Genomic DNA, 25,823 nt, shown 5'->3' on the forward strand with positions numbered 1-25,823 from the left:
CCGGATTATTCCACCCGGCAGGAATCGTTATCTTGCCCGTCACATCGCGTCGCGCTCTACGCCCCGCTCTCCCCCGCGCCATGGGGGCCGAGGGGAATGGTCCGCGAATCGGGCGGCGCGCGGCGCACGGTCTCGCCGCTTCAACTGGTTATCCATTGGTAATAAAGTGGGCGCAAATTAGTATTCGCGCCGCATCGCTTCAATCGGTGCTGCTCGTGCGCTCTCTTTTCCACCAACGGGAAACCGGAACATGAAACGACTCAAGTCCACGGTCGCTGCGATGCTCGCCATGTCGACCATGCTCGGCGCACACGCCGACCCCACCATCAACGCCTCGGCCTCGACGACGCCCAACGGCGGTTTCGATCGCATGACGTGGGACATTACACCGGAGGTGGTGCCGACCAATATCAACGCCAGTTACTACTGGGCCACCCAGGTGTCGTCCGAACATGGCAGCCACCCGATCTATACCGGCATCCAGCCGCGCACCCAAAGCACCAACGTCGTGATCTTCAGCGCGTTCGGCCCGGGCACGACGCCGCTGTCGGCGAATTGCCGCGGCGGTGCCGACGGCGGCTCGGGCACCTCGTGCTCGATCGGCTATGCGTGGAAAACGGGCCATGCCTACCGGCTGCAAATGGTCCATGCGCAGGGCAATCGCGCCGACGGACGCTCGACCATCGAAGGCTTCATCACGGACGTCGCAACCGGCGTCACGACGCCGACCGGCAGCATCGCGGTGCCGGCAGACTGGGGTGGACTGTCGAACAGCGCTTCCGTGTTCGACGAGTTCCTCCCGTTCAACAGCGCGTCGAGCGACCCGATGCAGCGGCCGTGCGTGCCGTACGCACGGCACACGACGTCGCTGCCGCATTTCTATCTGAAGGACGTCGATTACCCGACGACCGAACGGTCGATCCGGCTGAATACGGGTAAGGACAAATGCGCGGCGCTGACCGGCACGCCGAACGCGCGCGCCACGCTCGTCAACACGTCGACTTACCTGATCGAGAACGGCTTCCTGCCGGGGAGCCCGGGCGCGCCGAAATGACATTCGGACGCTGAAAACAAAAAACCCGGCACGAGGCCGGGTTCTTGTCGACGAAAGCGCGCATCGGTCATATGCGCTGCACATCGCCTGGTGTGCTTGGTTGCGGGGGTAGGATTTGAACCTACGACCTTCGGGTTATGAGCCCGACGAGCTGCCAGACTGCTCCACCCCGCGTCAGAGAAATAAATTATAGGGTGAGGAAGTACTCACGTCAACACCTTTGTCACAATTTCTTCGCGGGCCGTCGATATCGCGATGCGCGGTGCGTGCTTCGCATCGCGTGTCGCGCGCGTTCGCGCCCCGTGCTCGCGGTAAGATGGCGGCCTTCGCATTCACCCCGCACGCATTCCCGTTCATGAAAATCGCCACCTGGAACGTCAACTCGCTCAACGTCCGCAAGCAGCACGTGCTCGACTGGATCGCGCACAGCGGAACCGACGTGCTGTGCCTGCAGGAACTGAAGCTGCCGGATGAGAAGTATCCGCGCGCCGATCTCGAGGCCATCGGCTACCGCAGCTGGTTCACCGGCCAGCGGACCTACAACGGCGTCGCGATCCTCGCGCGCGACACGCTCGCCGTCGACGAATCGGACATCGTGCGCAACATCCCCGGCTTCGACGATCCGCAGCAGCGCGTGATCGCCGTGACGGTCGAAGGCGTGCGGATCGTGTCCGCCTATTTCCCGAACGGCCAGTCGCCCGAGTCCGACAAGTTCGTCTACAAGATGCAGTGGCTCGACGCACTGCATGCGTGGCTGAGCGCCGAGATGCAGCGCTATCCGAAGCTCGCGCTGCTCGGCGACTACAACATCGCGCCGGAAGACCGCGACGTGCACGATCCCGCGAAATGGGAAGGCCAGAACCTCGTGTCGCCGCAGGAGCGCGCGCACTTCGCGAAGCTGCTCGAGCTCGGCTTCGTCGACGCGTTCCGCCGTTTCGAGCAGCCCGAGAAGACCTTCACGTGGTGGGACTACCGGATGCTCGCGTTCCGCCGCAACGCGGGGCTGCGCATCGATCACATCCTGCTGTCGCCGGCGCTCGCCGCCAACTGCACGTCGTGCGAAGTCGACCGCCTGCCGCGCACGTGGGAACAGCCGTCCGACCACACGCCCGTCGTCGCGGTCGTCTGCTGAGCCCCCCTTCCCGCTCGTGCCCGCGCTCAACCGCGTGCGGGCGCGGGCGCGGGCCCGAGATGGGCCCACAGGAAGCCGAATTCTGCCGCATCCGCTTCGGCACGCTCCAGATCGTCGGCGCTGCCATGGCCGCCGTCCGTGTTCTCCCAGTACCACACCCGTTCGTGTCCGAGCGCATGCATGCGCGCGGCCATCTTGCGCGCATGCGCGGGATGCACGCGGTCGTCGCGCGTCGACGTCGTCAGCAGCAGCGGCGGATACACGACCCCTTCACGCACGCGGTGATACGGCGAATAGGCGGCCAGTGCCGCGCCTTCGCGCGAATCGTCCGGATCGCCGTATTCGTCGAGCCACGCGGCGCCCGCATGCAGCTTCGGATAGCGCCGCATGTCGAGCAGCGGCACGCGGCACAGCACCGCACCGAACAGTTCCGGACGCTGCACCATGCACGCGCCGACCAGCAGCCCGCCGTTGCTGCCGCCCTCGATGCCGAGCTGCGCGGCCGTCGTCACGCCGCTGCGGATCAGATCCTCGGCCACCGCGATGAAGTCGTCGAACGCACGCTGCCGATGCTCGCGCTGCGCGTCGACGTGCCAGCCCGGCCCGAATTCGCCGCCGCCGCGGATGTGCGCGAACACTGCGACGCCGCCGCGTTCGAGCCATGCGATGCCCAACGCATCGCTATAGCCCGGCAGGTTCGGAATCGCGAAGCCGCCATAGCCTGACAGCAGGCAGGGTCGCGCGACGCGGGTGACGCCATCGGGGTGATCGAGCCCATCGAGTGCGTCACGCGGCCCGATCAGCGTGTACGGCACCGCCGTGCCGTCGCGCGAGCGGGCATTGGCACGCCGCACGACGAGCCCGGCCGCGTCGAAGCGCACCGGCGGGCGGTCGAGCAGCACGCGGCGCGACGCGGCATCGTCCGCACGATCGGCCAGATCGGCAAGCCAGCATTCGGGCGGATCGAGATAGGTGTCGACGTCCACGTACACGTCGTCGTTCAGCGTCGACTCGACCGGCTCGAGGTCGACTTGCGCGTCGCCCGGCCACTCGAACGGCCGCGCGTGCCACGTCCACGCGCCGTCATCTCCCTGGCGCGGCTGCCACAGCATCGTGCGGTTCTGCACGTCGTCGAGCCAGCTCGCGATCAGCATCGTGCGCGTATGCGTCCACGTGCACGCGGACGTCGACGGCCGCGGCTCGAACAGCGTCGTGAGTTCACGCGCGCCGGCGAGGAACGCCTGCTCGCGGATCGCGAGCAGCGAGCCGCCCGCGTGACGCACGCCGCCGCAGTCCCAGTCGAGCCGCGGCTCCAGCACGAGCCAGCCCTCCCAGAAGCCGACCTCGACATGCGTCGGCACGTCGTAGCGCACCCACTCGCCCGCGCCGTTCAGCCAGTACGCGTGTGCGTCGAAGAAATCGACGCTGCGCCACGCGACGTGGCGGCCGTCGATCGGATCGAACGCCGCGCCGGCGCTGATGTCGTCGGGTTCGCCGCGAAACACGACCGGCGCATCGGCGAGCGGCGTGCCGCGTACCCAGCGGCGCGCGTCGTACGGATAGCCGGCCGCGGTCGCATGCGCTTCGCCGCGATCCCAGCTCACGTAGACGGTATCGCGGTCGATCCAGCCGACCGTGTGATGCCCGGGCTCGTCGATCGTGAACCCGTCGTCGACGAAGCGGCGCTGCACGAGATCGAACTCGCGCACGACGACCGCGTCGGCGCCGCCCGGCGACAGCGACAGCAGCGCGCGGTCGCCGTCCGGATACAGGATCGCGTCCTGCTCGAACACCCACGACTCGCCCTCTTGCGCGCCGAGCGCGTCGACGTCGAGCAGCGTTTCCCACTCGGGCCGGCCCGCGCGCCAGTCGTCCCAGCGCGCGCGGCGCCACAGTCCCTTCGGGTGGAGATCGTCCTGCCACAGGTCGTACGCCCACTCGCGCCAGCGGGTCGGAATCACCGGGCGTTCGCGCGGCAGATACGCCTGTGCGAGCCGCGCGGTGAGCGCGCGATACGCATCGTCGTCGCGCAGCGCGACACGCGTGCGCGCGTTCTGCTCGTCGACCCACGCGCGGGCGCGCTTGCTGTCGAGCGATTCGAGAAAACGGAAGGGATCGGCCCCGGCGGGCCAGCGGAAGGAATCGGACATGACGGGTGCGCACGTGACGGCAAACCGAGATTATGTCCGATCGCGGCATGCGCGATGCCCGCGCATGCCGCGACGGCAACTCAAGGCTCCAGATGCAGTTCCTGGATCTTGCGCGTGATCGTGTTGCGGCCGATGCCGAGCCGCTCCGCCGCCTCGACCTTGCGGCCGCGCGTGAAGTCGAGCGCCTCGCGGATCACGGCCGCCTCGAAGCGGCGCGCGAGCTCGTCCATCACGTCGGCCGAGTTCTCGCGCAACAGCCGTGCGACTTCGGTGCGCAGCCCGTTTTCCCACATCGGATAGCCGGCCGGCGCACCGTTCGGCGCGGCCGCGACGGGCGCCGCCGTCAACGGCGCCGCACCGGCCGCCGGCTGTACGCGCAGCGCGTCGCCACCGCCGATGCTCGCGCCGCCGTGCGCATCGATGCCATCGGCCGTCGCAGTCACCGGCGCGCCTGCCGGCACGAGGTCGGGCGGCAGATCCTTGATCTCGACCGTCTGCGCTGGCGCCATCACGGTCAGCCAGTTCGCGAGATTCTCGAGCTGCCGCACGTTGCCGGGGAACGACAACGACGTCAGGTACGCCAGCGCGTCGTCGGACACGCGCTTGGGCTCGACGCCGAGATCGCGCGCGCTCTTCTGCAGGAAGTGGCGCGTGAGCAGCGCGATATCCTCGCTGCGTTCGCGCAGCGGCGGCAGCCGCAGCCGGATCACGTTGAGCCGGTGGTAAAGGTCCTCGCGGAACAGCCCCTGCCGCACGCGCGCCTCGAGATTCTGATGCGTCGCGGCGATCACGCGCACGTTCGCGCGCAGCGGGTTGTGGCCGCCGACGCGGTAGAACTGCCCGTCCGACAGCACGCGCAACAAGCGCGTCTGCAGGTCGAACGGCATGTCGCCGATTTCGTCGAGGAACAGCGTGCCGTTCTCGGCCTGTTCGAAGCGGCCCTGGCGCGTCGTCTGCGCGCCGGTGAACGCGCCGCGCTCATGGCCGAACAGTTCGGATTCGAGCAGGTCCTTCGGGATCGCCGCGGTGTTCAGCGCGATGAACGGTCCGTTCGCGCGCGGGCTGTGCCGGTGGAGCGCCCGTGCGACGAGCTCCTTGCCGGTGCCCGATTCGCCGGTGATCAGCACGGTCGCGGCCGAATGCGACAGGCGGCCGATCGCGCGGAACATGTCCTGCATCGCGGGCGCCTGGCCGAGCATCTCGGGCGCCTCGGCCACGCGCTCGTCCTGCGGCGCGCCGCCGCGCAGGCTTTCCTCGACCGCGCGGCGGATCAGCTCCACCGCCTTGTCGACGTCGAACGGCTTCGCGAGATATTCGAACGCGCCGCCCTGGAACGCCGCGACGGCGCTGTCGAGATCGGAGAACGCCGTCATGATGATGACGGGCAGGTCCGGCAGACGCTCGTGCACCGCCTGCAACAACTCGAGGCCGGAGCCGCCCGGCATCCGGATGTCGGATACGAGCACCTGCGGCGTCTCGTGGTCGAGCGCGGCCAGCGCGTCGCGCACGTTCGCGAAACTCTTCGTCGCGAAGCTGTCCCGGGCGAGTGCCTTTTCGAGCACCCAGCGGATCGATTGGTCGTCGTCTACTATCCAGATCGGCTTCATAGGTCGGTCAGTATTGGTGAATCCGGTGAATCGCCATACCGCCGCTCAATGGTCGAGCGGCAGCAGGATCTGAAATTCGGTACGTCCCGGCCGGCTCTCGACCTCGATCATCCCGTCGTGCTGCTGCACGAAAGTCTGCGCGAGCGTGAGGCCGAGGCCGCTGCCGTCGTCGCGCCCGGACACGAGCGGATAGAAGATCCGGTCGCGGATCTCTTCCGGAATGCCGGGCCCGTTGTCGACTACATGCAAGTCCAGTGCCAGTTTGTACAGGCGCTTCGCGACCGTCACCTTGCGCGCGACGCGCGTGCGCAGCTCGATCTTCGCGTCGCCCTGCGCGATCCGCTCGCGCAGCGCCTGCGCCGCGTTGCGCACGATGTTCAGCAGCGCCTGGATCAGCTGCTCCTTGTCGCCGCGCAGGTCGGGCACGCTGACGTCGTAGTCGCGCTCGATCGTGAGCCCGCGCGGAAATTCCGCGAGCATCACCGCGCGCACGCGTTCGCACACTTCATGAATGTTCACGTCGCCGACGATGTGCGGATGCCGGTGCGGCTCCAGCAAGCGGTCGACGAGCGTCTGCAGGCGGTCGGACTCCTTGATGATCACCTGCGTGTATTCGCGCAGCTCGCCGCGCTCACGCTCGCTCAGCTCGAATTCGAGCAGCTGGGCTGCGCCGCGAATGCCGCCGAGCGGGTTCTTGATCTCGTGCGCGAGATTGCGGATCAGTTGCTTGTTGACCGCGGTCAGGTCGTGGATCCGCTCCTCGCGATCCGTGCGCGACTGCCGTTCGTTCTCGAACAGTTCGACGAGCACGAAATCGGGCGCGGTCTCGAGGAAGCCGACGATCGCATGCACGTGCAGCGCCTCGTGGCCGGGCCGGTCGAGCACCGTGTCGAGATGCGTCGCGTGAAAGCGCTCCTGGCCGATCGCGGTGATCGTTGCCGCGAGCTCGTTCGCGTTCGGAAAAATCTCGCCCCACGGCCGCTGCGCGAGCTGCCGCCGCGAGATGTCGAGCATCGCCTCCGCGGACGGGTTCGCGAACGCGACCCTGAGCGTCTTGCGGTCGAGCACGATCACGACCGTCGGCAGTGCTTCCAGCCCCGCAAGCAGGCCCGAGCGCGCGAGCCGCTCGTCTTCCGTCAGTCGCTCGGGCTGCCCCGTCTTCGCCTTGATCAGATTTTTCAGAGCCATCTTGCGTATCGTCGCGCCTCACCGGGGGGGAACATGAAAATTTGCGGAACAAAAAAGGGACGGCTGGACGCCGTCCCCTTTCAGACTCCGCGGTTCCCGCCGCAGGCCGCGCGACGGGAACGAACCGGCATGACGGCGCTCACTCGAAGCGCCATCGCCGATTACAGCGAGTAGTACATCTCGAACTCGATCGGATGCGTCGTCATGCGGAACTTCGCCAGCTCCTGCTCCTTCAGCGCGAGGTACGCATCGAGCATGCTGTCGGTGAACACGCCGCCGCGCGTCAGGAACTCGCGATCCTTGTCGAGCGCTTCCAGTGCCTGGTCGAGGCCCGCGCAGACGGTCGGGATCTTTGCATCCTCTTCCGGCGGCAGGTCGTACAGGTTCTTGTCCGCGGCTTCGCCCGGATGAATCTTGTTCTGGATCCCGTCGAGGCCGGCCATCATCAGCGCCGTGAAGCACAGGTACGGGTTCGCCATCGGATCCGGGAAGCGCGTTTCGATACGGCGACCCTTCGGGTTCGACACGTGCGGAATGCGGATCGATGCCGAACGGTTACGCGCCGAGTAAGCGAGCTTGACCGGGGCTTCGAAGTGCGGGACCAGACGCTTGTACGAGTTCGTCGTCGGGTTCGTGATCGCGTTCAGCGCACGGGCGTGCTTGATGATGCCGCCGATGTAGAACAGCGCCAGTTCCGACAGGCCGGCATAGCCGTTGCCCGCGAACAGGTTCTGGCCGTCCTTCCAGATCGACTGGTGAACGTGCATGCCCGAACCGTTGTCGCCGACGACCGGCTTCGGCATGAACGTCGCCGTCTTGCCGTACGAGTGCGCGACGTTATGGATGATGTACTTCGACCATTGCGTCCAGTCGGCGCGCTGAACCAGCGTCGAGAACTTCGTGCCGATTTCGTTCTGGCCCTGGCCCGCCACTTCGTGGTGGTGCACTTCGACCGGGATGCCGAGCTGTTCGAGCAGCAGGCACATTTCCGAACGCATGTCCTGGAACGTGTCGACCGGCGCGACCGGGAAGTAGCCGCCCTTCGTGCCCGGACGGTGGCCCGTGTTGCCGCCTTCGAATTCCTTGCCTGCCGACCACGGTGCTTCTTCGGAGTTGATCTTCACGAAGCAGCCCGACATGTCCGTGTTCCACTGGACCGAGTCGAAAATGAAGAATTCCGGCTCCGGACCGAAGTAGGCCGTGTCGCCGATGCCCGTGCTCTTCAGGTACGCTTCGCCGCGCTTCGCGAGCGAACGCGGATCGCGCTCGTAGCCCTTGCCGTCGGCCGGTTCGACCACGTCGCAGGTCAGCACGAGGGTCGACTCTTCATAGAACGGGTCGACGAAGGCAGCGCTCGGGTCCGGCATGAGCAGCATGTCCGACGCCTCGATGCCCTTCCAGCCGGCGATCGACGAGCCGTCGAATGCATGGCCGCTTTCGAACTTGTCTTCGTCAAACGCCGAAACCGGTACCGACACGTGCTGTTCCTTGCCGCGCGTATCCGTGAAGCGGAAATCGACAAACTTGACGTCCTCGTCCTTCACGAGCTGCATGACGTCGGCGACGGTTTTACTCATAACCTCTTCTCCTGATTGAACAATTCCGGCGGACTGGGAACCGCCTCGTTTACCGAGCTGCCCGGAGTCTGGCTTTGGCGCAGCGCGCCCCGGGTCGACCGAATTCTATATAGCAGCAACCGTGCCAGCCATGCACAGATGCGACATGAATCGCGCCAGCCCGCGCCACCACGGGGCCCTGCTGCGCGATTCCGGGGCCGGGCGCCGCACCGGGGGCCGGACGATCGCACTGAAATGGTGCAATCTCCGGAGGGCCCATGCGCGGCTGAATCATTGTGGTGCATGCGTACCATTCTGCACTCTTTTGGTGAGCACGGGGCGGTGCATGCGGGGCAGGCTACGCGCACATCGGCGCGGCGGCGGCGCGCTAGAATGTTCGTTTGACCGAACCATACGGAGACCTCCTGCCATGAGTACGCTCGATCAGCTTTACGCGAAGGCCGAAGAACGCCGCACCCAAGGCGCGCTCAACTATGCCGGCGCGCTGCTGCCGGTCGAGGCATTCGAACTGCTGCAGCTCGACCCGTCGGCGCGCCTTGTCGACGTGCGCACCCGCGCCGAGCTCGACTGGGTCGGCCGCCCGCTCGTCGGCGACGGCCAGTACCTGCACGTCGAATGGACGCGCTATCCGGGCGGCGTACCGAACGCCGAATTCGTCAACGAACTGAAGGCAGCCCTCCCGGCCGATACGCCCATCCTGTTCCTGTGCCGCAGCGCCGCGCGCTCGAAGCTCGCCGCGGTCGCGTCGGCGCACGCCGGCTTCACGAAGGCGTTCGACCTGCTCGAAGGCTTCGAAGGCGGCAAGGACGGCGAAGGCCACCGCAAGACGGTCGACGGCTGGTGCTTCCGGAAACTGCCGTGGATCGGCGCCTGAGCGCGCATCCGTTCAGGCACGCCCGACTGCCACATCGTCGAGCCGGGCGATGACATCCCGATGACGGGCCGCGTTGCGCGGCCCGTGGTTTTTGCGCGGCCCGTTTGCGTGAAGGATCGCGGGCCGCTCAGGCGCGCGGCGCATCCGGTTCGACAACATCGCCGCCGAGCAGGTGCACGCCTTCGCGCAGCTTCACGAACGCGGCCGCGACCGCTTCCGGCTCGCCCTTCACGCCGAGATCGATATGCCGGCGCGCGTAGATCCCGCCGCGCTCCGCGTCGCCCACGCTCGGCAGGCTGAAGACGCGCACGCCGGGGAAATCGCGCTCGATGCTCTCCATCAGCGGCGTCAACGTCGATTCGGGCAGTTCGAACACGAACAGCGAGCGCTCCGCGTGCGGCGTCACATGATGGAGATGCTGGTACTTCGTATCGAGCACCCATTCGATCATCGGCCACGCCATCACCGGGAAGCCGGGCACGAAATGGAGCTCGCCGACCGAGAAACCGGGAATCCGGTTATAGCCGTTCGGGATGATCGTCGCGCCCACCGGAAACACGCCCATGTTGAAGCGGTGCCGGTTTTCCGGCGAATCGAAGTCGACCGGCGTGGCCGGATCGGTATGCGTCTCGCGGATGCGCTCCGAAATCAGCGCCTTCGCTTCCGGATGCAGCGCGAGCGGCACGCCGAGCGCGGCGGCGGCGCACTGGCGCGTATGGTCGTCCGGCGTCGCGCCGATCCCGCCCGTGCAAAACACGATGTCGCCGGACGCGATCGCGCGGGCGAGCGTCGCGGTGATCCGCGCCGGATCGTCGCCGACGTATTCGGCCCAGTCGAGCGCGAGGCCGCGCGCGCCGAGCAGCTCGATGACCTTCGCCAGATGCTTGTCTTGTCGGCGGCCCGAAAGGATTTCGTCGCCGATGATGATGATGCCGATGCTCATGCCTGCCCCATGTCGATTGCGGTGGCGCGCGAGCTTGCGCGCAGGTCGTCCAGCGCGCGCAGGCAATAGTGCCCGAACCACAGCGCCGAGAAGACCAGGATGAAAGCGTAAACCCAGATCATGGCCGCCGCCACGAACGGAAACAGCACCATCATCCAGACCGACGACACCCACACGAAGGTCGGCACGGTGCCGAGCAGCCCGGTCGCGACGCCGATGCCGATCAGCGGCCAGCGATGCTGTCGCACGAGCGCGCGGCGCTCGTCGCGGCTCGCGTGCTGGGCGAGCGCGTCGTAGGTCATCACGCGGTACGTGAGCCAGCCCCAGATCACGGGTGGCAGCAGCGCGAAGAACGGCGGAATCAGCCACAGGGGAATCGTGACGACGAGCAGCACGACGCCGACGAGCGCCGCGCCGAGCGAATTGACCACGCTGCCGACGAAGGTGCCGCCCCGCTTCGCCTCGAGCGCGGCGAACTGGCGGTTCGACAGGTGCTTGATCACGACGGGCATCGAGATCGTCGCGATCAGCAGCAGCACGGTCAGCACGATCAGCGGAATCGCGAGCGACACGACGACGAACGGCGCGACGACCGCATGCAGCTGCGACATCCCGATCGCGTCGAACGCGCGGTACAGCGCGGCGGTCAGCACGAAGCCGTCGAGCGCGCCGCGCGCGGCATCGATCAGCGTCTGCCACGAGAACCACAGCAACACGCCCCACAGCAGCGCCGAGACGACGAACGGCATCAGGGTCAGCCACAGCATGCGCGGGTGCAGCGCGCTGGCGAGCGCCCGGATGAAGGAGCGCAGCAAGTCGTTCATGCGAACCTGTATCGACGGAGAAAAACGGGGAAAGGATAAACCACACGGCCCGCATGCGCCAAAGCGCATGCGGGCCGTGTGGGAAAGCGGTTCAACGGGACGGTGACGAGCTCAGGCCGACGCCGCGCCGCGCTTCGCGGGAACGAGGCGCCGGAAGATCCGCACGAACGCGAGGCCGTGCTGCGCCCAGAAGCCGTCGCCGTAGGACACGCCGTCGACCTGCTCGCGAATGCCGGTCGGCTCGACCGTGCGGTTCCACGACGCGGTGCCGAACATCACGTCCCACCACGGGAACAGCACGCCGAAGTTGCAGCCGTACTTGGTGCCTTCATGGCCGTAGCCGACCGCGTGGTGGCGCCGGTGGAAGGTCGGGCTCACGAGCAGGCGCTCGCCGAGCCGGCCGAACGACAGTCGCGCATTCGTATGCTGGATGCTCTGCAGGAAGTTGGTGACCGCGGTCAGCACGACGAACTGCGACGGCGTCACGCCGATCACGAGCGCGATCGCCGCGAAGAAGCACGACTGGAGCACGTCGTCGAGCAGGTGGTTGCGGTCGTCGCACCACAGCGACATCTGCCGCTGGCTGTGATGGACCGCGTGCAGCTCCCACCAGATCCCGAACTTGTGCTGCCAGCGGTGATACCAGTAGCCGGCGAAGTCGAGCACGACGAGGTAGATCGCGAACGCGACGATCGGCTGCGAGGTCACGCCGGGCCACAGATAGTCGAGGTTGAAGTTCGCGACGCCGTGCAGGCGCAGCCACGACTGGAACTTGTCGAACACCGGCTGCAGCGCGAAGAAGAAGAACAGCGCATAGATGCCGAGCTTCGAGATCGCCGTGTAGATCACGTCGACCCGCACCGCGCGGCGGTTCTTCCAGCGCTCGACGGGCGCGAGCGCCTCGAGCGGGCGCAGCAGCGCGAACATCAGCACCATCTGCAGCGCGCCGATGATCACCCAGTACAGTGCGTCGTAGGTGTCCTCGTCATAGTCCATCAGGTTGAACTTGAAGAGGAGCGGCTGCACGACGTCGACGTACAGCCAGGTCTGGATGTCCGACACGAACGCATCGATCAGGTGCAGCATCGTTCGCCTCCGCCCGTCACGCGCCGTTCGCAGCCTTCCACGGCGCGCGGTCGTAGAAGTAGATCCCGTGCGGCGAACGGCCGACGGCGATCGTCTGCACCAGCTTGCGCGATGCCAGATCGATGATACCGACCTTCTTCGCGAAGCGGAACGTCACCCACAGCGTCTTCTTGTCGGCCGACAGCTCCATGTCGTCCGGCCCCGGCAGCAGGCCGGTGATGTCGCCGACGTTGGTGAGCGTGTTCTCGTCGAGGATGCTGATCGTGTTCGCGACCCGGTTCGTGACGGCGACGTGCGTGCCGTCGGCGAGCGAGCGGAAGTTGTGCGCGCCCTTGCCCGTGTAGATCTGCTTGACGACCTTCTGGTTGCGCCAGTCGACGACCGCGACGTAATCCGCGCCGGTCATGCCGACCAGCAGGAACTTGTCGTCCGGCGTGAGCCACAGGCCGGCCGGCACCTTGCCGACCTTCATCTTCCACTTGACCGTCTGCGTCGGCAGGTCGATCGCCGCGATCTCGCCGGACACCTGCAGCGACACGAGCAGCGTCTTGCTGTCCTTCGTGAACGCGAGGTGGCTCGGCATCACCGCGAGCGGCACGCGCTTCGCGAGGTGCACGTCGTGGCCGTCATAGCTGTAGATGTCGACGCGATCGAGCCGCAGCCCTGCCGCCGCGAACCACTTGCGGTCGGGCGAGAAGCCGAGCTGGTACGGATCGTCGATCCCTTCGACGGTGCGCTGCAGCTTGCCCGTCTTCGGATCGAGGAACATCAGGCTGTTCGAGATCGAATTTGCGACGATCAGCGACGAATTGTCGGGCGTCGCCATCAGATGGTGCGGCTCCTTGCCGGTCGGCAGCGTGGAGACGACCTCGCGGGTCTGCTGATCGATCAGGGAAAGCGTCGCTTCGGCCGAGTTGAGGATGATCACGTTATTCGCGTGTGCGGCCGGCGCCAGCACGGCGGCGGCCAGCGCGAGTGCGCGGCCGAGGGAAAGGAAAGTGCGCATGAAGACTCACGTCGTGGAACAGCAGTCATTGTAGAACGTTCGACCGGCCCCGCCGGTTGACGCAAGCCCGGATTGCGCCACATTGACGCACGCCGCGGCGGCCGGGCGGCCGACTGCGGCAGGCGTCGCGGGGCGGCAGCGGCCGACCGCCGGCGCGGGGGCCGGCGGGCCGCCGTTGCGCTAGCGCTGCATCGACTCCCACACCTTGTGCAGACGCTTGACAGAGACAGGCATCGGCGTGCGCAGTTCCTGCGCGAACAGCGAAATTCGCAATTCTTCCAGCAGCCAGCGGAATTCCGCGAGCCGCGGATCGGCGACGCCGCCGCGCTGCGACACCGCGCGCTGGTACTGCTGCACGAGCGGCAGCAGCTCGCCGGACTGCTTCGCGTCGCGCGCCGGGTCGGCCTTCAGCTTGTCGATCCGCAACGCGATGCCCTTCAGATAGCGTGGGAAGTGCGCAAGCTGCGTGTAAGGCGTGTCGATCACGAAGCGCTTGCCGACCAGCGCCGCGAGCTGCTGCTGGAGATCCGCGTGGGCCTGCGCGAACGGCTTCGCCTGCGCGAGCTTCTTCACGAGCCCCGCGTATTCGGCGAGGATCTGGCCGACCAGCCGCGCGATCTCCTGCGCGAGCAGGTTCAGGCGGCTGCGGCCCTCGTCGCGGCGCGCATGGAAGCTCGCGTCGTCGTCGGGCAGCGGATCCTGCAGGCACGCGCGGTCGAGCGCCGTGTCGATCAGCTGGTCGCGCAGCTCGTCCTGCGTGCCGAGCGACATGTACTGCATCGCCATCTCGCGCAGCCCCGGCAGGTTCTTCTCGAGGAACTTGATCGGCTCCTTCAGTTGCAGCGCGAACAGCCGCCGCAAGCCGGCCCGGTGAATCCGCGCGGCCTCCTCCGGCGAGTCGAACACCTCGACGTCGCAATGCGTGCCGCGATCGACGAGCGCCGGATAGCCGTACAGCGTCTGGCCGCGCCGGCGGATCTCCAGCAACTCGGGGAGCTTGCCGAAGTTCCACGTCGTCAGGTTCTCGTACAGCGCGGTCACGCCGGCTTCCGCCGCGGCGGCCGTGTTCGGCGCCGCGCCCTTGCCGGCCTTGCCGCCCTTCGCCGCCGAACCCGGTGCGGCAGCGGGCGCCGGCGCGTCGCCAGCATTGCCCGCGTCGCCCGCGCCAGCCTCGCCGCCGGGCGCGATCGTCGACGCCGCCGCGATCTTCTGGAACTGCTGCTGCGCCTGCGCGCCCAGTTCCTGTCGAAGCTGCGCGAGATTGCGCCCCATCGCGAGCTGGCGGCCGTGCTCGTCGATCACCTTGAAGTTCATGAACAGGTGCGCGGGCAGCGTCTCGAGCTTGAAGTCGGCCGTCTTCATCGCGACCTGCGTCTCGCTGCGCACGTCGGCGATCAGCGCCTCGACGAGGCCGCCCGCGCCGAAGCGCTCGCGCCCCATGCGTTCGACGAAGCCGGCCGCGTACTCGGGCAGCGGCACGCAGTGCCGGCGCAGCTTCTGCGGCAGCGACTTCAGCAGCAACTGCACCTTCTCCTTCAGCATCCCCGGCACGAGCCATTCGCAGCGGCGCGCGTCGACCTGGTTCAGCGCATACAGCGGCACCGCGAGCGTCACGCCGTCGCGCGGCGTGCCGGGCTCGAAGTGGTACGTGAGCGCCATCTCGACGCCGGCCATCGTCGCGCGCTTCGGGAACAGCTCGGTCGTCACGCCGGCCGCCTCGTGGCGCATCAGGTCGTCGCGCGACAGGTACAGCAGCCGCTGCTTGTCCTCCGCGCGGCCGCCCTTGCTCACCTCGTCGCGATACCAGCGCTCGAACGCGGCGCCGGTATGGATGCCCTCCGGAATCGCCTGGTCGTAGTACGCGTAGATCAGTTCGTCGTCGACCAGCACGTCCTGCCGGCGCGACTTGTGCTCGAGCTGCTCGATGTCGGCGAGCAGCTTGCGGTTGTGCGCGAAGAACGGCAGCTTCGTGTCGAACTCGCCCTCGACCAGCGCGCCGCGGATGAACAGCTCGCGCGCGCGCGCCGGATCCTGCCGGCCGAACGCGACGCGCCGGCGGTGGTAGATCGGCAGCCCGTACAGCGTCGCGCGCTCGAACGCGCTGACCTGCGCGGGGCGCTTTTCCCAGTGCGGCTCCGACAGCGACTTCTTCAGCAGGTGCGCGCCGACCTTCTCGATCCACTCCGGCTCGATCTTCGCGAGGCAGCGCGCGTACAGCCGGCTCGTCTCGACGAGTTCGGCCGCCATCACCCAGCGGCCGGCCTTCTTCGCGAGCGCGGAGCCCGGCCACAGGTAGAACTTGATCCCGCGCGCGCCGAGATAGTGCGGATCGTCATCGGCCTTCATGCCGAGGTTGCCGAGCAGGCCCGTCAACAGGGCCAGATGGATCTGCTCGTAGGTCGCCTCGGCTTCGTTGAGCCGCCAGCCATGCTCGCGCACGACCGTCAGCAGTTGCGAATGGACGTCGCGCCATTCGCGCAGCCGCAGGTGCGACAGGAAGTTCTGCCGGCACGCGTCGATCAGCTGACGGTTCGATTTCTTGTGCGCGACGGCCTCTTCGAACCACGCCCAGATCTTCAGCCACTGCAGGAATTCGGAGCGCTCGTCGGCGAACCGGCGGTGCGCCTGGTCGGCCTGCTCCTGCGCTTCGATCGGACGGTCGCGCGGGTCCTGCACGGACAGCGCGCTCGCGATGATCAGCACCTCGCGCAGCGACTGCTGGTCGCGCGCGGCGAGGATCATCCGGCCGACGCGCGGATCGAGCGGCAGCCGCGCGAGCTCGCGGCCGAGCGGCGTCAGCGCGTTGTCGTCGTCGACCGCGCCGAGTTCGTTGAGCAACTGGTAGCCGTCCGCGATCGCGCGGCCGGGCGGCGGCTCGAGGAACGGGAACGATTCGATCTCGGTCAGGTGCAGCGACTTCATCCGCAGAATCACCGACGCGAGCGACGAGCGCAGGATTTCCGGATCGGTGAAGCGTGCGCGCGCCTGGTAGTCGCTTTCCTCGTACAAGCGGATGCACACGCCATCGGCCACCCGGCCGCAGCGACCCGCGCGCTGATTCGCGGCGGCCTGCGAGATCGACTCGACCTGCAGCTGCTCGACCTTGTTCCGGTACGAATAGCGCTTCACGCGCGCGAGACCGGTGTCGACGACGTAGCGGATACCCGGCACCGTCAGCGACGTTTCGGCCACGTTGGTCGCGAGCACGATGCGGCGCGCGTTCGACGCCTTGAACACCTTGTCCTGGTCGGCCGCCGAGAGTCGCGCGAACAGCGGCAGGATCTCGGTATGCGGCGGATGGTGCTTGCGCAGCGCCTCGGCCGCCTCGCGAATCTCGCGCTCGCCGGGCAGGAACACCAGCACGTCGCCGGGGCCTTCGCGGCACAGTTCGTCGACCGCGTCGACGATCGCGTCCATCAGGTCGCGTTCGGCCTCGCGCGCGGTCTTCACGCGGTCGCGCCCGCCCGTGCCCTCGGCGTGCTTCACGGCCGGGCGATCCTCGGCCACCGGGCGGTAGCGCATCTCGACCGGATACAGCCGCCCGCTCACCTCGATCACCGGCGCCGGACGCTCGTCGCTGCCGAAATGGCGCGCGAAGCGGTCGGCGTCGATCGTCGCGGACGTGACGATCAGCTTCAGGTCCGGCCGCCTCGGCAGGATCTCCTTCAGGTAGCCGAGCAGGAAGTCGATGTTCAGGCTGCGCTCGTGCGCCTCGTCGATGATCAGCGTGTCGTACGCCTTCAGCAGCGGGTCGGTCTGCGTCTCGGCGAGCAGGATGCCGTCCGTCATCAGCTTCACGGACGCGCCCGGTGCGAGATTGTCGGTGAAGCGCACCTTGTAGCCGACCACCTCGCCGAACGGCGTGCCGAGTTCCTCGGCGATCCGCCGGCCGGTCGACGACGCGGCCAGACGCCGCGGCTGCGTGTGGCCGATCAGGCCCGTGCCGCCGGCGCCGAGGCCGCGGCCGAGATCGAGACAGATCTTCGGCAGCTGGGTGGTCTTGCCCGACCCCGTTTCGCCGCAGACGATGACGACCTGGTGATCGGCGATCGCGCGCGCGATTTCGTCGCGCTTGCCCGATACGGGCAGGCTTTCGGGATACGTGATCGGCGGAACGGGATTCGGTGCGACGACCGCGCGCGGCGCACGCTCGCGGCGCGGGGTGCGCGCATCCGCCCGCGGTGCGTCCGTCGCCGCGGCCGGCTGGCGCGCGTCGCCGCGCCGCTCTTCACCGCGCGGCCCGCGCGGCGGCTTGCCCGCCTGCTGTTGCTGCGGCTGGCGCGGCGGCTGGCCTTGCTGCTCGCGCGCATCGGCCGCACCATCCGGGTGCCGCGCCGACGGCGCTTTGGCCCGCGTCGGCGCGGGACTTTTAGGTACATTCGACATGGGGGCGCATTATAATCCCGCCCATGAATTCCCAAACCGACCTCCCTCCCGCCCAGACCGGCGCCGCGACGCCGCCGGCTGCCGACGATTCGGCCGCCAGCCACGCGCAGTTCGTCGACTGGATGCGCTCCGTCGCGCCCTATATCCACAAGTTCCGCAACAGCACGTTCGTCGTGGGGTTCGGCGGCGAGGTGGTGCAGCAGGGACTCCTGAACGCGCTCGTGTCCGACATCGCGCTGCTGCAGGCGATGGGCATCCAGATCGTGCTGGTGCACGGCTCGCGCCCGCAGGTCGAGGAGCAGCTGAGCCTGCATGGTGTCGAATCCGAGTTTTCGCACGGGCTGCGCATCACCGATGCGCGCGCGCTCGAATCCGCGAAGGAAGCGGCCGGCGAAGTGCGTCTCGACATCGAGGCCGCGATCAGCCAGGGTCTGCCGAACTCGCCGATGGCGCACGCGCACATCAGCGTCGTGTCCGGCAACTTCGTGACCGCACGACCGGTGGGGATTCTCGACGGGGTCGATTTCGCGCACACGGGCATCGTGCGCAAGATCGACGCCGAATCGATCCGTCATTCGCTCGCGAGCCGCAAGCTCGTGCTGCTGTCGCCGCTCGGTTTCTCGCCGACCGGCGAAGCGTTCAACCTGTCGATGGAAGACGTCGCGTCGGCGGCCGCGATCGCGCTGCGCGCCGACAAGATCATCTTCCTGACCGAGGCGCCCGGCATCGTCGGCGACGAAGGCGAGCTGGTCCGTGAAATGTCGCTCGACGCGGCCGCCGAGCTGCTCGATTCCGGCAACGTCCAGGGCGACGACGCGTTCTTCCTGAAGCATTCGATCCGCGCGTGCCGCGGCGGCGTGACCCGTGCCCACCTGATCCCGCAATCGCTCGACGGCAGCATGCTGCTCGAACTGTTCCTGCACGACGGCGTCGGCACGATGATCTCGTACGAGAATCTCGAGAGCCTGCGCGAAGCGACGCCGGACGACGTCGGCGGCATCCTGTCGCTGATCGAGCCGCTCGAGTCGGACGGCACGCTGGTGCGACGCGGCCGCCACCAGATCGAACGCGACATCGACCACTTCTCGGTGATCGAGCACGATGGCGTGCTGTTCGGCTGCGCGGCGCTGTATCCGTACCAGCAGGAAAAGATCGGCGAGATGGCGTGCCTGACGGTCGCGCCGGAAGCGCAGGGCTCGGGCGACGGCGAACGCCTGCTCAAGCGCATCGAGCAGCGCGCCCGCGCGCGCGGCCTCACGCATATCTTCGTGCTCACGACGCGCACCGAGCACTGGTTCCTCAAGCGCGGCTTCGTCAAGGTCAGCGTCGACGACCTGCCGGAAGACCGCCGCAAACTCTATAACTGGCAGCGCAAGTCGCTCGTGCTGATGAAGCAGCTCTGAGCGCAGGCACGACTGCCCTCCCCCAGTCCGATTACAGGAGAAGTACACGATGGCTCGAATGATTCAATGCGCGAAGCTCGGCAAGGAAGCCGAGGCTCTCGATTTCCCGCCGCTGCCGGGCGAACTCGGCAAGCGCATTTACGAAAGCGTGTCGAAGGAAGCGTGGCAAGGCTGGCTCAAGCAGCAGACGATGCTGATCAACGAGAACCGCCTGAACATGGCCGACCCGCGCGCGCGCCAGTACCTGATGAAGCAGACCGAGAAGTACTTCTTCGGCGACGGCGCGGACCAGGCGTCCGGCTTCGTGCCGCCGACGGAAGGCTGAGTATCGCGGATCGCGCGGGCCGGCTGTAGCGGCCTCGTGGAAGCAACGCAACGCAAACGGCACCGTGCATCGCACGGTGCCGTTTGTTTTTGGGGGCGGGCAAATCGAGCCGATGCGAATCGGCCCGGCGCGTTCGATGCCGCCAGGTCAGGTCAGGTCAGGTCGCGCCGGCCTGCCCCGCCGGTTTCAACGTGCCGCGCTCGTCCGGTTGCGCGGACGCGCCGGCCGCAGCCGCAGCGTCGGCGCTTGTGCTTGCGCTCGCGCTTGCGGTGCCCCATTCGGCCGCATCGCTGCGCTCGGCGCTCGACAGCTCATCCGCACGGTAGCCGGTGCGATTGAGCAGCGCGAGCATGCAGGCGAGCGACACGAGCGCATACAACCCCGACGCGATCGCGACGCCGACGATGCTGCCGGTCGCGTTCAGGATCGCCTGCGCGAGCACCGGCGTGCCGCCGCCGACGACGAGCGCGCTCAACTGATACGCGAGCGACAGGCCCGTATAGCGGATGTTGGCCGGAAACACGCGCGCGAGCACGCCGCCGACCGCACCGTAGAACATCGCCGACGGGATCGTCGAGATGCACATCCCCACGACGGCGACCCAGTACGAGCGCGTCGCGAGCGCATGGAACATCACCGGCATCAGCACGATCTCCGGAATCAGGATCCAGCACATCGCGCGGCGCATGTCGATCTTCGACACGAACCACGCGCCGATCGGCTGCATCAGGAACTGCACGACGAGCGAGATCGACAGGATGCCGAGGAACGTGCCCTGCGCGTAGCCGAGCTCCTTGGTCGCCCATGACAGCGCGAACGTGCTGCGGAAATACGTGACGTTGATCACCGGCAGCGTGCCGGCCGCGAGCAGCACGACGGGCCAGTGGTCGCGCACGACGTCGCGCAGCGGCAGCTTCACCGTCCGCTTGCGTGCGAGCACGCGCTGCATGTCGAGCGATTCCTCGAGCCGCAGCCGGATCACCATCCCGATGATCACGAGCACCGCCGACAGCAGGAACGGAATGCGCCAGCCCCACATCAGGAACGACGGCGTCGGCAACGCGCTCAACGCGAAGAACGCGATCGTCGCGAGCAGGTTGCCGGTGGGCGAGCCCTGCTGCGCGAAGGCCGCATACAGGATGCTGCGATGCTTCGGCGCGTTCTCGCTCGCGATCAGCACCGCCCCGCCCCACTCGCCGCCGACCGCGATGCCCTGCAGCACGCGCAGCACGACGAGGCCCGCGGGCGCCCACACGCCGATCGACGCATAGCCGGGCAACAGGCCGATGCCGGTCGTGGCAAGCCCCATCATGATCAGCGTGATCACGAGCGCGGTCTTGCGGCCGACGCGATCGCCGAGATGCCCGAACACGATCCCGCCGAGCGGCCGCGCAGCGAAACCGGCCCAGAACGTGACGAACGCGAGCAGCGTCGCGACGCCGGGATCCATCGTGCTGGAAAAGAACACCTTGCCGAACACGAGCGCGGCGGCGGTGCCGTAGATGTAGAAGTCGTACCACTCGATCGTGGTGCCGACGAAGGCCGCGAGGGCGGCGCGGCCGGGCCTTGGCGGCACGGCTGACGGGGATTGCGGACGGCTCATCGATGTCTCCATGTTCGTGATCGGCGGCGCGACTGTCGCGCGCCTTGCCGGATGGCCGGCCTTGCGCCGCCGGCTGGCGGTGTTGCTTTACGGCTTTGCGTTCTGCTGCTTTGCGTTCCGCTTCCTCGGCCGCGGATGCCCACCCGCGTGCCTCGTCGGCCGGTCCGTCTCATCGGGCGCGACTTTCAGCACGCCGGCGTCGAGCAGTTGCCGCAGGAGCGCGGGATCGACGCCGAGGCGATCGAGCACCGCGCGCGTGTCGCGGCCGAGCGCCGGTGGCGGCGTGCGATAGGTTGCGGGCGTGCGCGACAGCTTCACCGGCGATGCGGTGCCGCGATACGCGCCGATCTCGACGAACAGCTCGCGGTGCAGCGCATGCGGGTCGCGCGCGACATCGGCGACCGTGCGCACCGGCCCGCACGGCACGCCCGCCGCCATCAGGTCGCGCGCGAGCGGCTCGCACGGATGGGCGGCGAGCCGCGCCTCGAGCTCGGCCTTCAGCTCGGGGCGGTGCGCGCAGCGGCTGCGGTTGTCGACGAAGCGCGGATCGCCGGCGAGCGCCGGCGCGCCGAGATGCGCGACGAGCCGTGCGAACTGCCGGTCGTTGCCGACGGCGAGGAAGATCGGCACCGTCGCCGTGCGGTAGCTGTCGTACGGCGCGATGTTCGGATGCGCGTTGCCGCTGCGCTCCGGCACGCGCCCCGAGCCGAAGAAGTTCGGCAGGTGCGGATGCAGCAGCGACACGCCGCAGTCGTACAGCGCGATGTCGATCGACTGGCCCTGCCCGCTCTTCTCGCGCTCCGCGAGCGCGAGCAGGATGCCGGCCAGCGCGTTGAGCCCCGTGACCATGTCGACGATCGGCAACCCGATGCGCATCGCGTCGCCGTCGCGCTCGCCGTTGACGCTCATCAGGCCGGCCATCGCCTGGATCACCGCGTCGTAGCCGGGCAGCCCGCCGAGCGGACCGTCTTCGCCGAAGCCGGTCACCGCGCAGTGGATCAGGCGCGGGAAGCGCGGCCGCAGATCGCGCGCGTAGTCCATCCCCCAGCGCGCGAGCGTGCCGGGCTTGAAGTTCTCGACGAGCACGTCGGCGTCGTCGAGCAGACGCCACAGGATCGCGCGCCCTTCGTCGCGCGACAGATCGAGCGCGAGCCCTTCCTTGTTGCGGTTCACGCCCATGAAATACCACGCGGTGTCGCCGAGGAACGGCGGCCCCCAGCCCCGCGTCTCGTCGCCGTCCGGCGGCTCGATCTTGATCACCGTCGCGCCGTGGTCGGCGAGCGCCTGCGTGCAGTACGGGCCGCCGAGCACACGGCTCAGGTCGACGACCTTCAAGCCGTCCAGGGCGCCGCGTGTCGCTTTCGTCGGGTTAGTCACGTTCGTCACGTTCATCGTTCGACCTCCGGCAGCAGGTCGAGCGCCATGTCGAGCGGCACCGGCGTGCCGCGCACCAGCGCGTCGAACGCCATCGCCTCGTCGTCGCGCGACGCCGGCGCGAACGGGTCGACCGGCAGCAGCTTGTGACGCACGATCAGGTGCGCGAGCGCGAGGCGCCGGTAATCGGGCGCGAGCCGCACGCCCTCGCACGCCATCAGCACGGCCGCGCTCGCGTAGTACAGCGCCGACGCGGCCTGCCGCACGCACGCGTCGTCGCCTGCCGCCGCAACCCGGGCGAGCGCATCGCAGGCGCGCGCGAGAATGCGCCGCAGCGCCGCGCGACTTGCGTCGGGCAGCGCCGCCGCGCCGAGCCGATCGCCGAGGAACGTGCGCAGCGCGTCCAGCGCCTGCTCGCGCTGCGCGGCACGCGCGACGTCGAGCGCGACGATGTTGCTGGTGCCTTCCCAGATCGAGCCGAGATGCGCGTCGCGCACAAGGCGCGCATCGCTCCATTCCTCGATGTAACCGGTGCCGCCGCGCACCTCCATCGCGTCGCCCGTCACGCGGCGCGCATCGCGGCACGCGCGGAACTTGATCAGCGGCGTCAGGATGCGCACGCAGCGCGCGGCCTGCTCGTCGCCCGCATCCGCCTCAGGCAGCAACAGCGCGATCTGCATGAACATCGCACGCGCGGCCTCGGCGGGCAGCAGCATCTTCATCAACTGGCGCTGCATCAGCGGCATCTCGATCAGCGTCCGGCCGAACGCCGTGCGGTGCGCGGCCACGTGCAGCGACTCGTTCAGCGCGCGCCGCATCAGCCCGGCCGCGCGCACGCCGTTCGACAGCCGCGACATGTTGATCATGTCGGCCATCTGGTGAAAACCGCGGCCGATCTCGCCGATCAGGTAGGCCTGCGCGCCTTCGAGCGCGATCTCGCCGCTCGCCATCGACCGGCTGCCGAGCTTGTCCTTCAGCCGCACGATCCCGTAGCGGTTGCGCGTGCCGTCCGGCAGCGTCTTCGGCAGCAGGAACAGCGCGAGCCCCTTGATGCCGTCCGGCGCGCCGTCGGGTCGCGCGAGCACCATCGCCAGATCGGCGTCGGCGTTCGAGCAGAACCACTTGTCGCCGTACAGGCGCCACACCGCTTCGCCCGACGTGTGCGTGTCGCGCACCGCGCGCGTCGCGATGCGTCCGACGTCGGAGCCGGCCGCCTGCTCGGTCATGAACATCGCGCCCTGGAACAGCGTGTCGAAATCGCGTGACGCGAGCCTCGGCAGGTAGTGCTCGACGAGCGCCGGTTCGCCGAAACGGCGCAGCGTGCGCGTGAGCGAGTCGGTCATGCTGACCGGGCAGCACAGCCCGAATTCCGCCTGCACGAACAGGAACGTCAGCGCGTACTTGACGAGCGGCGCCACCGCGTCGGGCTGGTGGCTCAGCGCCGCGAGCCCGAGTTCCGCATACGCGACGCGTTCGAGCGCGACATACGCGGGGTCCTTGTCGATCCGCTGCACGGCCTCGCCGCGCCGGTTGCGATGTTCGAGCACGGGCGGATGCTTGTCCGCGCGCGACGCCCATTCGTCGAGCTCGCCCGACACGCGCGCGCCGAGTGCATGCAGTTGCGGTTCGAGTCGTGCGTATTGGGCGGCGCCGAGATGCAGCTTCAGCAATGCGCCGAGATCGGGATCGGCCGTGAAGAAATTGATGCCCCGGCTGTCGGGGATGTTGCCGGATGCGCCGGCGTCCGGCGTGCGAGCGGTGTCGTTCATGCATGCGTCTCCATGGTGGCCCGGCTGCCGGCCGGCGCCCGCACCGTGGCGGCGCGGCGGCCGATGCCAGGCGTTACGCAGAGCCTAGGCGCGTGATCGATAAGCGTCCAATACAGGATTTGTCCGGTACGATAGACGGCACTTATCGATGCCGAAGCCGGGAGGAGACAGCATGGAACTGCGGCAGTTGCGCTACTTCGTGGCGGTCGCCGAGGAACTGCATTTCGGGCGCGCGGCGAAGCGCCTGTTCATCTCGCAGCCGGCGCTGAGCTTCGACATCCGCAAGTTCGAGGAAGCGCTCGGCGTGCAGCTCTTTTCACGCACCAACAAGACAGTGGCGCTGACCAACGCGGGCGCGGTGCTGCTCGGCGAAGCGCGCCGGCTGCTGCTGCAGGCGAGCGAGGCCGAGCGTCTCACGGTGCGCTCGGCGTCCGGTCTCGCGGGTCGCCTGCGGATCGGCTTCGTCCATTCGATGCTGTATCGCGGGCTGCCCGATGCGGTGCAGCGCTTCGAGGCCGACTATCCGGGCGTGGAAATCGTGCTGAGCGAGATGAACACGCACGCGCAGGTGCAGGCGGTCCAGCGCGGCCAGATCGATCTCGGTTACGCGCACTGGGGCCACTGCCCGCCCGAGGTCGAATCGACGCCCGTCTACACGGAACCGTTCGTGTGCTGCCTGCCGGCCGCGCATCCGCTCGCGCGGCGGCGGCAGGTCGCGCTCGCCGCGCTGGCCGCGGAACCGTTCATCCTGTTTCCGCGCGACGCGGCGCCGCACTATCACGACCTGATCATCGCGCAATGCGTGAACGCGGGATTCAGCCCGCTGATCCGTCACGAGGCGCGGCTGTGGCAGACGATCCTGTCGATGATCGAGTTCGGGATGGGCATCGCGCTGGTGCCGCGCGTGCTGCAGCAGGTGAAGAGCGACCGGCTCGCGTTCCGGCCGCTGAAGGATGCGTCGCTCGAATCGCGCACGCTGGAACTGAAGCGCAGCGGCACCGCCGAACCGGTCGCGCTGCGCTTCGCCGACTACGTGCGCGCGTCGATCGACGCGCTGCCGGCGCTCGCGGGCTGAGCAGGCACCGCTACTTCGCGTCAGGTTGCAGCACTGGTTGCGCGCGCCGGTACCACACCGCGTACACGACCGACAGCGCGATCAGGAACGGAATGCCGAAGATCACCGTCATGTGGAATTCGGCGGTGAAGTAGTTCGTCACCATCACCGCGAGCATCAGCGCCGCGCCGAGCAGCGTCAGCAGCGGAAAGCCGCGCATCCGGAACGCCGGCGCCGGCAGGCCGAGCGCCGCGCGACGCCGCCGGAAGCAGTAGTCGATCTCGTCGAGCCGTCGACGGCCGGCTGATCGACTTGTGCATGCTCCTGAAAAAATTTGCAGAAAGGGCTTTACGAACCCCAAAAGCTCTGACATAATTTCAGCTTCTTTGGGCGGTTAGCTCAGCGGTAGAGCACTGCCTTCACACGGCAGGGGTCACTGGTTCGATCCCAGTACCGCCCACCAAAGAA

General features: G+C 68.0%; 18 protein-coding genes, 2 tRNA genes and 1 pseudogene. 7 read left to right on the top strand and 14 right to left on the bottom strand.

The annotated features are described in order from the left end of the window. Window positions 1–250: 250 nt before the first annotated feature. Window positions 251–1,054: a DUF3472 domain-containing protein gene (locus tag BAMB_RS11005; RefSeq protein WP_011657393.1), complete on the top strand. Its 804-nt coding sequence runs from the start codon at window positions 251–253 to the stop codon at window positions 1,052–1,054. A 97-nt stretch (window positions 1,055–1,151) separates the two neighbouring features. On the opposite strand, the gene BAMB_RS11010 is transcribed toward BAMB_RS11005, so the two are convergent. Beyond that, window positions 1,152–1,228 (bottom strand) — tRNA-Met (locus BAMB_RS11010). A 181-nt stretch (window positions 1,229–1,409) separates the two neighbouring features. Here BAMB_RS11010 and xth point away from each other — a divergent pair. Next, on the top strand, window positions 1,410–2,186 hold the full coding sequence (gene xth / locus BAMB_RS11015; protein WP_193759171.1) for an exodeoxyribonuclease III: 777 nt from the start codon (window positions 1,410–1,412) through the stop codon (window positions 2,184–2,186). A 26-nt stretch (window positions 2,187–2,212) separates the two neighbouring features. Here the strand turns inward: xth and BAMB_RS11020 are convergent, their stop codons facing one another. From BAMB_RS11020 to glnA, 4 genes are all read right to left on the bottom strand, one after another. After that, complete coding sequence (locus BAMB_RS11020) at window positions 2,213–4,336, bottom strand: prolyl oligopeptidase family serine peptidase (protein WP_011657395.1); 2,124 nt, start codon at window positions 4,334–4,336, stop codon at window positions 2,213–2,215. Between the two features lie 80 nt (window positions 4,337–4,416). Further along, window positions 4,417–5,943 (bottom strand): nitrogen regulation protein NR(I), encoded by a 1,527-nt coding sequence (gene ntrC / locus BAMB_RS11025; RefSeq protein ID WP_011657396.1) that lies wholly within the window; start codon window positions 5,941–5,943, stop codon window positions 4,417–4,419. A 45-nt stretch (window positions 5,944–5,988) separates the two neighbouring features. Continuing rightward, the gene (gene glnL, locus BAMB_RS11030; RefSeq protein WP_011657397.1) at window positions 5,989–7,131 is read right to left on the bottom strand and encodes a nitrogen regulation protein NR(II); all 1,143 of its coding nucleotides are present in this window, start codon (window positions 7,129–7,131) and stop codon (window positions 5,989–5,991) included. A gap of 161 nt (window positions 7,132–7,292) precedes the next feature. After that, window positions 7,293–8,708: a type I glutamate--ammonia ligase gene (gene glnA, locus BAMB_RS11035; RefSeq protein WP_006758924.1), complete on the bottom strand. Its 1,416-nt coding sequence runs from the start codon at window positions 8,706–8,708 to the stop codon at window positions 7,293–7,295. Window positions 8,709–9,117: 409 nt separating this feature from the next. Between glnA and BAMB_RS11040 the strand changes: the two genes are divergently transcribed. Further along, entirely contained in the window at window positions 9,118–9,582 is a 465-nt protein-coding gene (locus BAMB_RS11040) for a rhodanese-like domain-containing protein (RefSeq protein ID WP_041491214.1), read from the top strand. A 127-nt stretch (window positions 9,583–9,709) separates the two neighbouring features. Here BAMB_RS11040 and BAMB_RS11045 read toward each other — a convergent pair whose 3' ends face one another. From BAMB_RS11045 to hrpA, 5 genes are all read right to left on the bottom strand, one after another. Then, window positions 9,710–10,525: a competence/damage-inducible protein A gene (locus BAMB_RS11045; protein WP_011657399.1), complete on the bottom strand. Its 816-nt coding sequence runs from the start codon at window positions 10,523–10,525 to the stop codon at window positions 9,710–9,712. Beyond that, window positions 10,522–11,349: an EI24 domain-containing protein gene (locus BAMB_RS11050; protein ID WP_011657400.1), complete on the bottom strand. Its 828-nt coding sequence runs from the start codon at window positions 11,347–11,349 to the stop codon at window positions 10,522–10,524. Before BAMB_RS11050 ends, BAMB_RS11045 begins: the two co-directional genes overlap by 4 nt. 111 nt (window positions 11,350–11,460) lie before the next feature. Continuing rightward, window positions 11,461–12,435 carry a sterol desaturase family protein gene (locus BAMB_RS11055; protein WP_011657401.1) on the bottom strand — a complete coding sequence of 325 codons (975 nt, stop codon included), beginning with the start codon at window positions 12,433–12,435 and terminating at the stop codon, window positions 11,461–11,463. A gap of 16 nt (window positions 12,436–12,451) precedes the next feature. Then, window positions 12,452–13,441, bottom strand: coding sequence for a YVTN family beta-propeller repeat protein (locus BAMB_RS11060; RefSeq protein WP_006755029.1), 990 nt, complete (start codon window positions 13,439–13,441; stop codon window positions 12,452–12,454). Between the two features lie 180 nt (window positions 13,442–13,621). Then, window positions 13,622–17,827, bottom strand: coding sequence for an ATP-dependent RNA helicase HrpA (gene hrpA / locus BAMB_RS11065; protein WP_041491215.1), 4,206 nt, complete (start codon window positions 17,825–17,827; stop codon window positions 13,622–13,624). Window positions 17,828–17,850: 23 nt separating this feature from the next. Between hrpA and argA the strand changes: the two genes are divergently transcribed. Then, on the top strand, window positions 17,851–19,230 hold the full coding sequence (gene argA, locus BAMB_RS11070) for an amino-acid N-acetyltransferase (RefSeq protein ID WP_011657403.1): 1,380 nt from the start codon (window positions 17,851–17,853) through the stop codon (window positions 19,228–19,230). A gap of 49 nt (window positions 19,231–19,279) precedes the next feature. Further along, window positions 19,280–19,555, top strand: a complete 276-nt coding sequence (locus BAMB_RS11075) for an oxidative damage protection protein (RefSeq protein WP_006755553.1) — start codon at window positions 19,280–19,282, stop codon at window positions 19,553–19,555. A gap of 157 nt (window positions 19,556–19,712) precedes the next feature. On the opposite strand, the gene BAMB_RS11080 is transcribed toward BAMB_RS11075, so the two are convergent. The 3 genes from BAMB_RS11080 to BAMB_RS11090 form a co-directional block, all read right to left on the bottom strand. After that, window positions 19,713–21,158: an MFS transporter gene (locus tag BAMB_RS11080; protein WP_011657404.1), complete on the bottom strand. Its 1,446-nt coding sequence runs from the start codon at window positions 21,156–21,158 to the stop codon at window positions 19,713–19,715. An 87-nt stretch (window positions 21,159–21,245) separates the two neighbouring features. Beyond that, window positions 21,246–22,550, bottom strand: coding sequence for a CaiB/BaiF CoA transferase family protein (locus BAMB_RS11085; protein ID WP_011657405.1), 1,305 nt, complete (start codon window positions 22,548–22,550; stop codon window positions 21,246–21,248). Then, on the bottom strand, window positions 22,547–24,301 hold the full coding sequence (locus tag BAMB_RS11090; RefSeq protein WP_011657406.1) for an acyl-CoA dehydrogenase family protein: 1,755 nt from the start codon (window positions 24,299–24,301) through the stop codon (window positions 22,547–22,549). The genes BAMB_RS11085 and BAMB_RS11090 overlap by 4 nt, the downstream gene beginning before the upstream one ends. A gap of 172 nt (window positions 24,302–24,473) precedes the next feature. Between BAMB_RS11090 and BAMB_RS11095 the strand changes: the two genes are divergently transcribed. Next, entirely contained in the window at window positions 24,474–25,376 is a 903-nt protein-coding gene (locus BAMB_RS11095; RefSeq protein ID WP_011657407.1) for a LysR family transcriptional regulator, read from the top strand. Window positions 25,377–25,386: 10 nt separating this feature from the next. On the opposite strand, the pseudogene BAMB_RS11100 reads toward BAMB_RS11095, so the two are convergent. Next, window positions 25,387–25,629 (bottom strand): annotated as a pseudogene (locus BAMB_RS11100) (amino acid permease); the annotation flags it as partial. Window positions 25,630–25,743: 114 nt separating this feature from the next. On the opposite strand from BAMB_RS11100, the gene BAMB_RS11105 reads away from it, so the two are divergent. Beyond that, a tRNA-Val gene (locus BAMB_RS11105) sits at window positions 25,744–25,818 on the top strand. Window positions 25,819–25,823: the final 5 nt, after the last annotated feature.

The organism is Burkholderia ambifaria AMMD (assembly GCF_000203915.1).
Taxonomy (GTDB): Bacteria; Pseudomonadota; Gammaproteobacteria; order Burkholderiales; family Burkholderiaceae; genus Burkholderia; species Burkholderia ambifaria.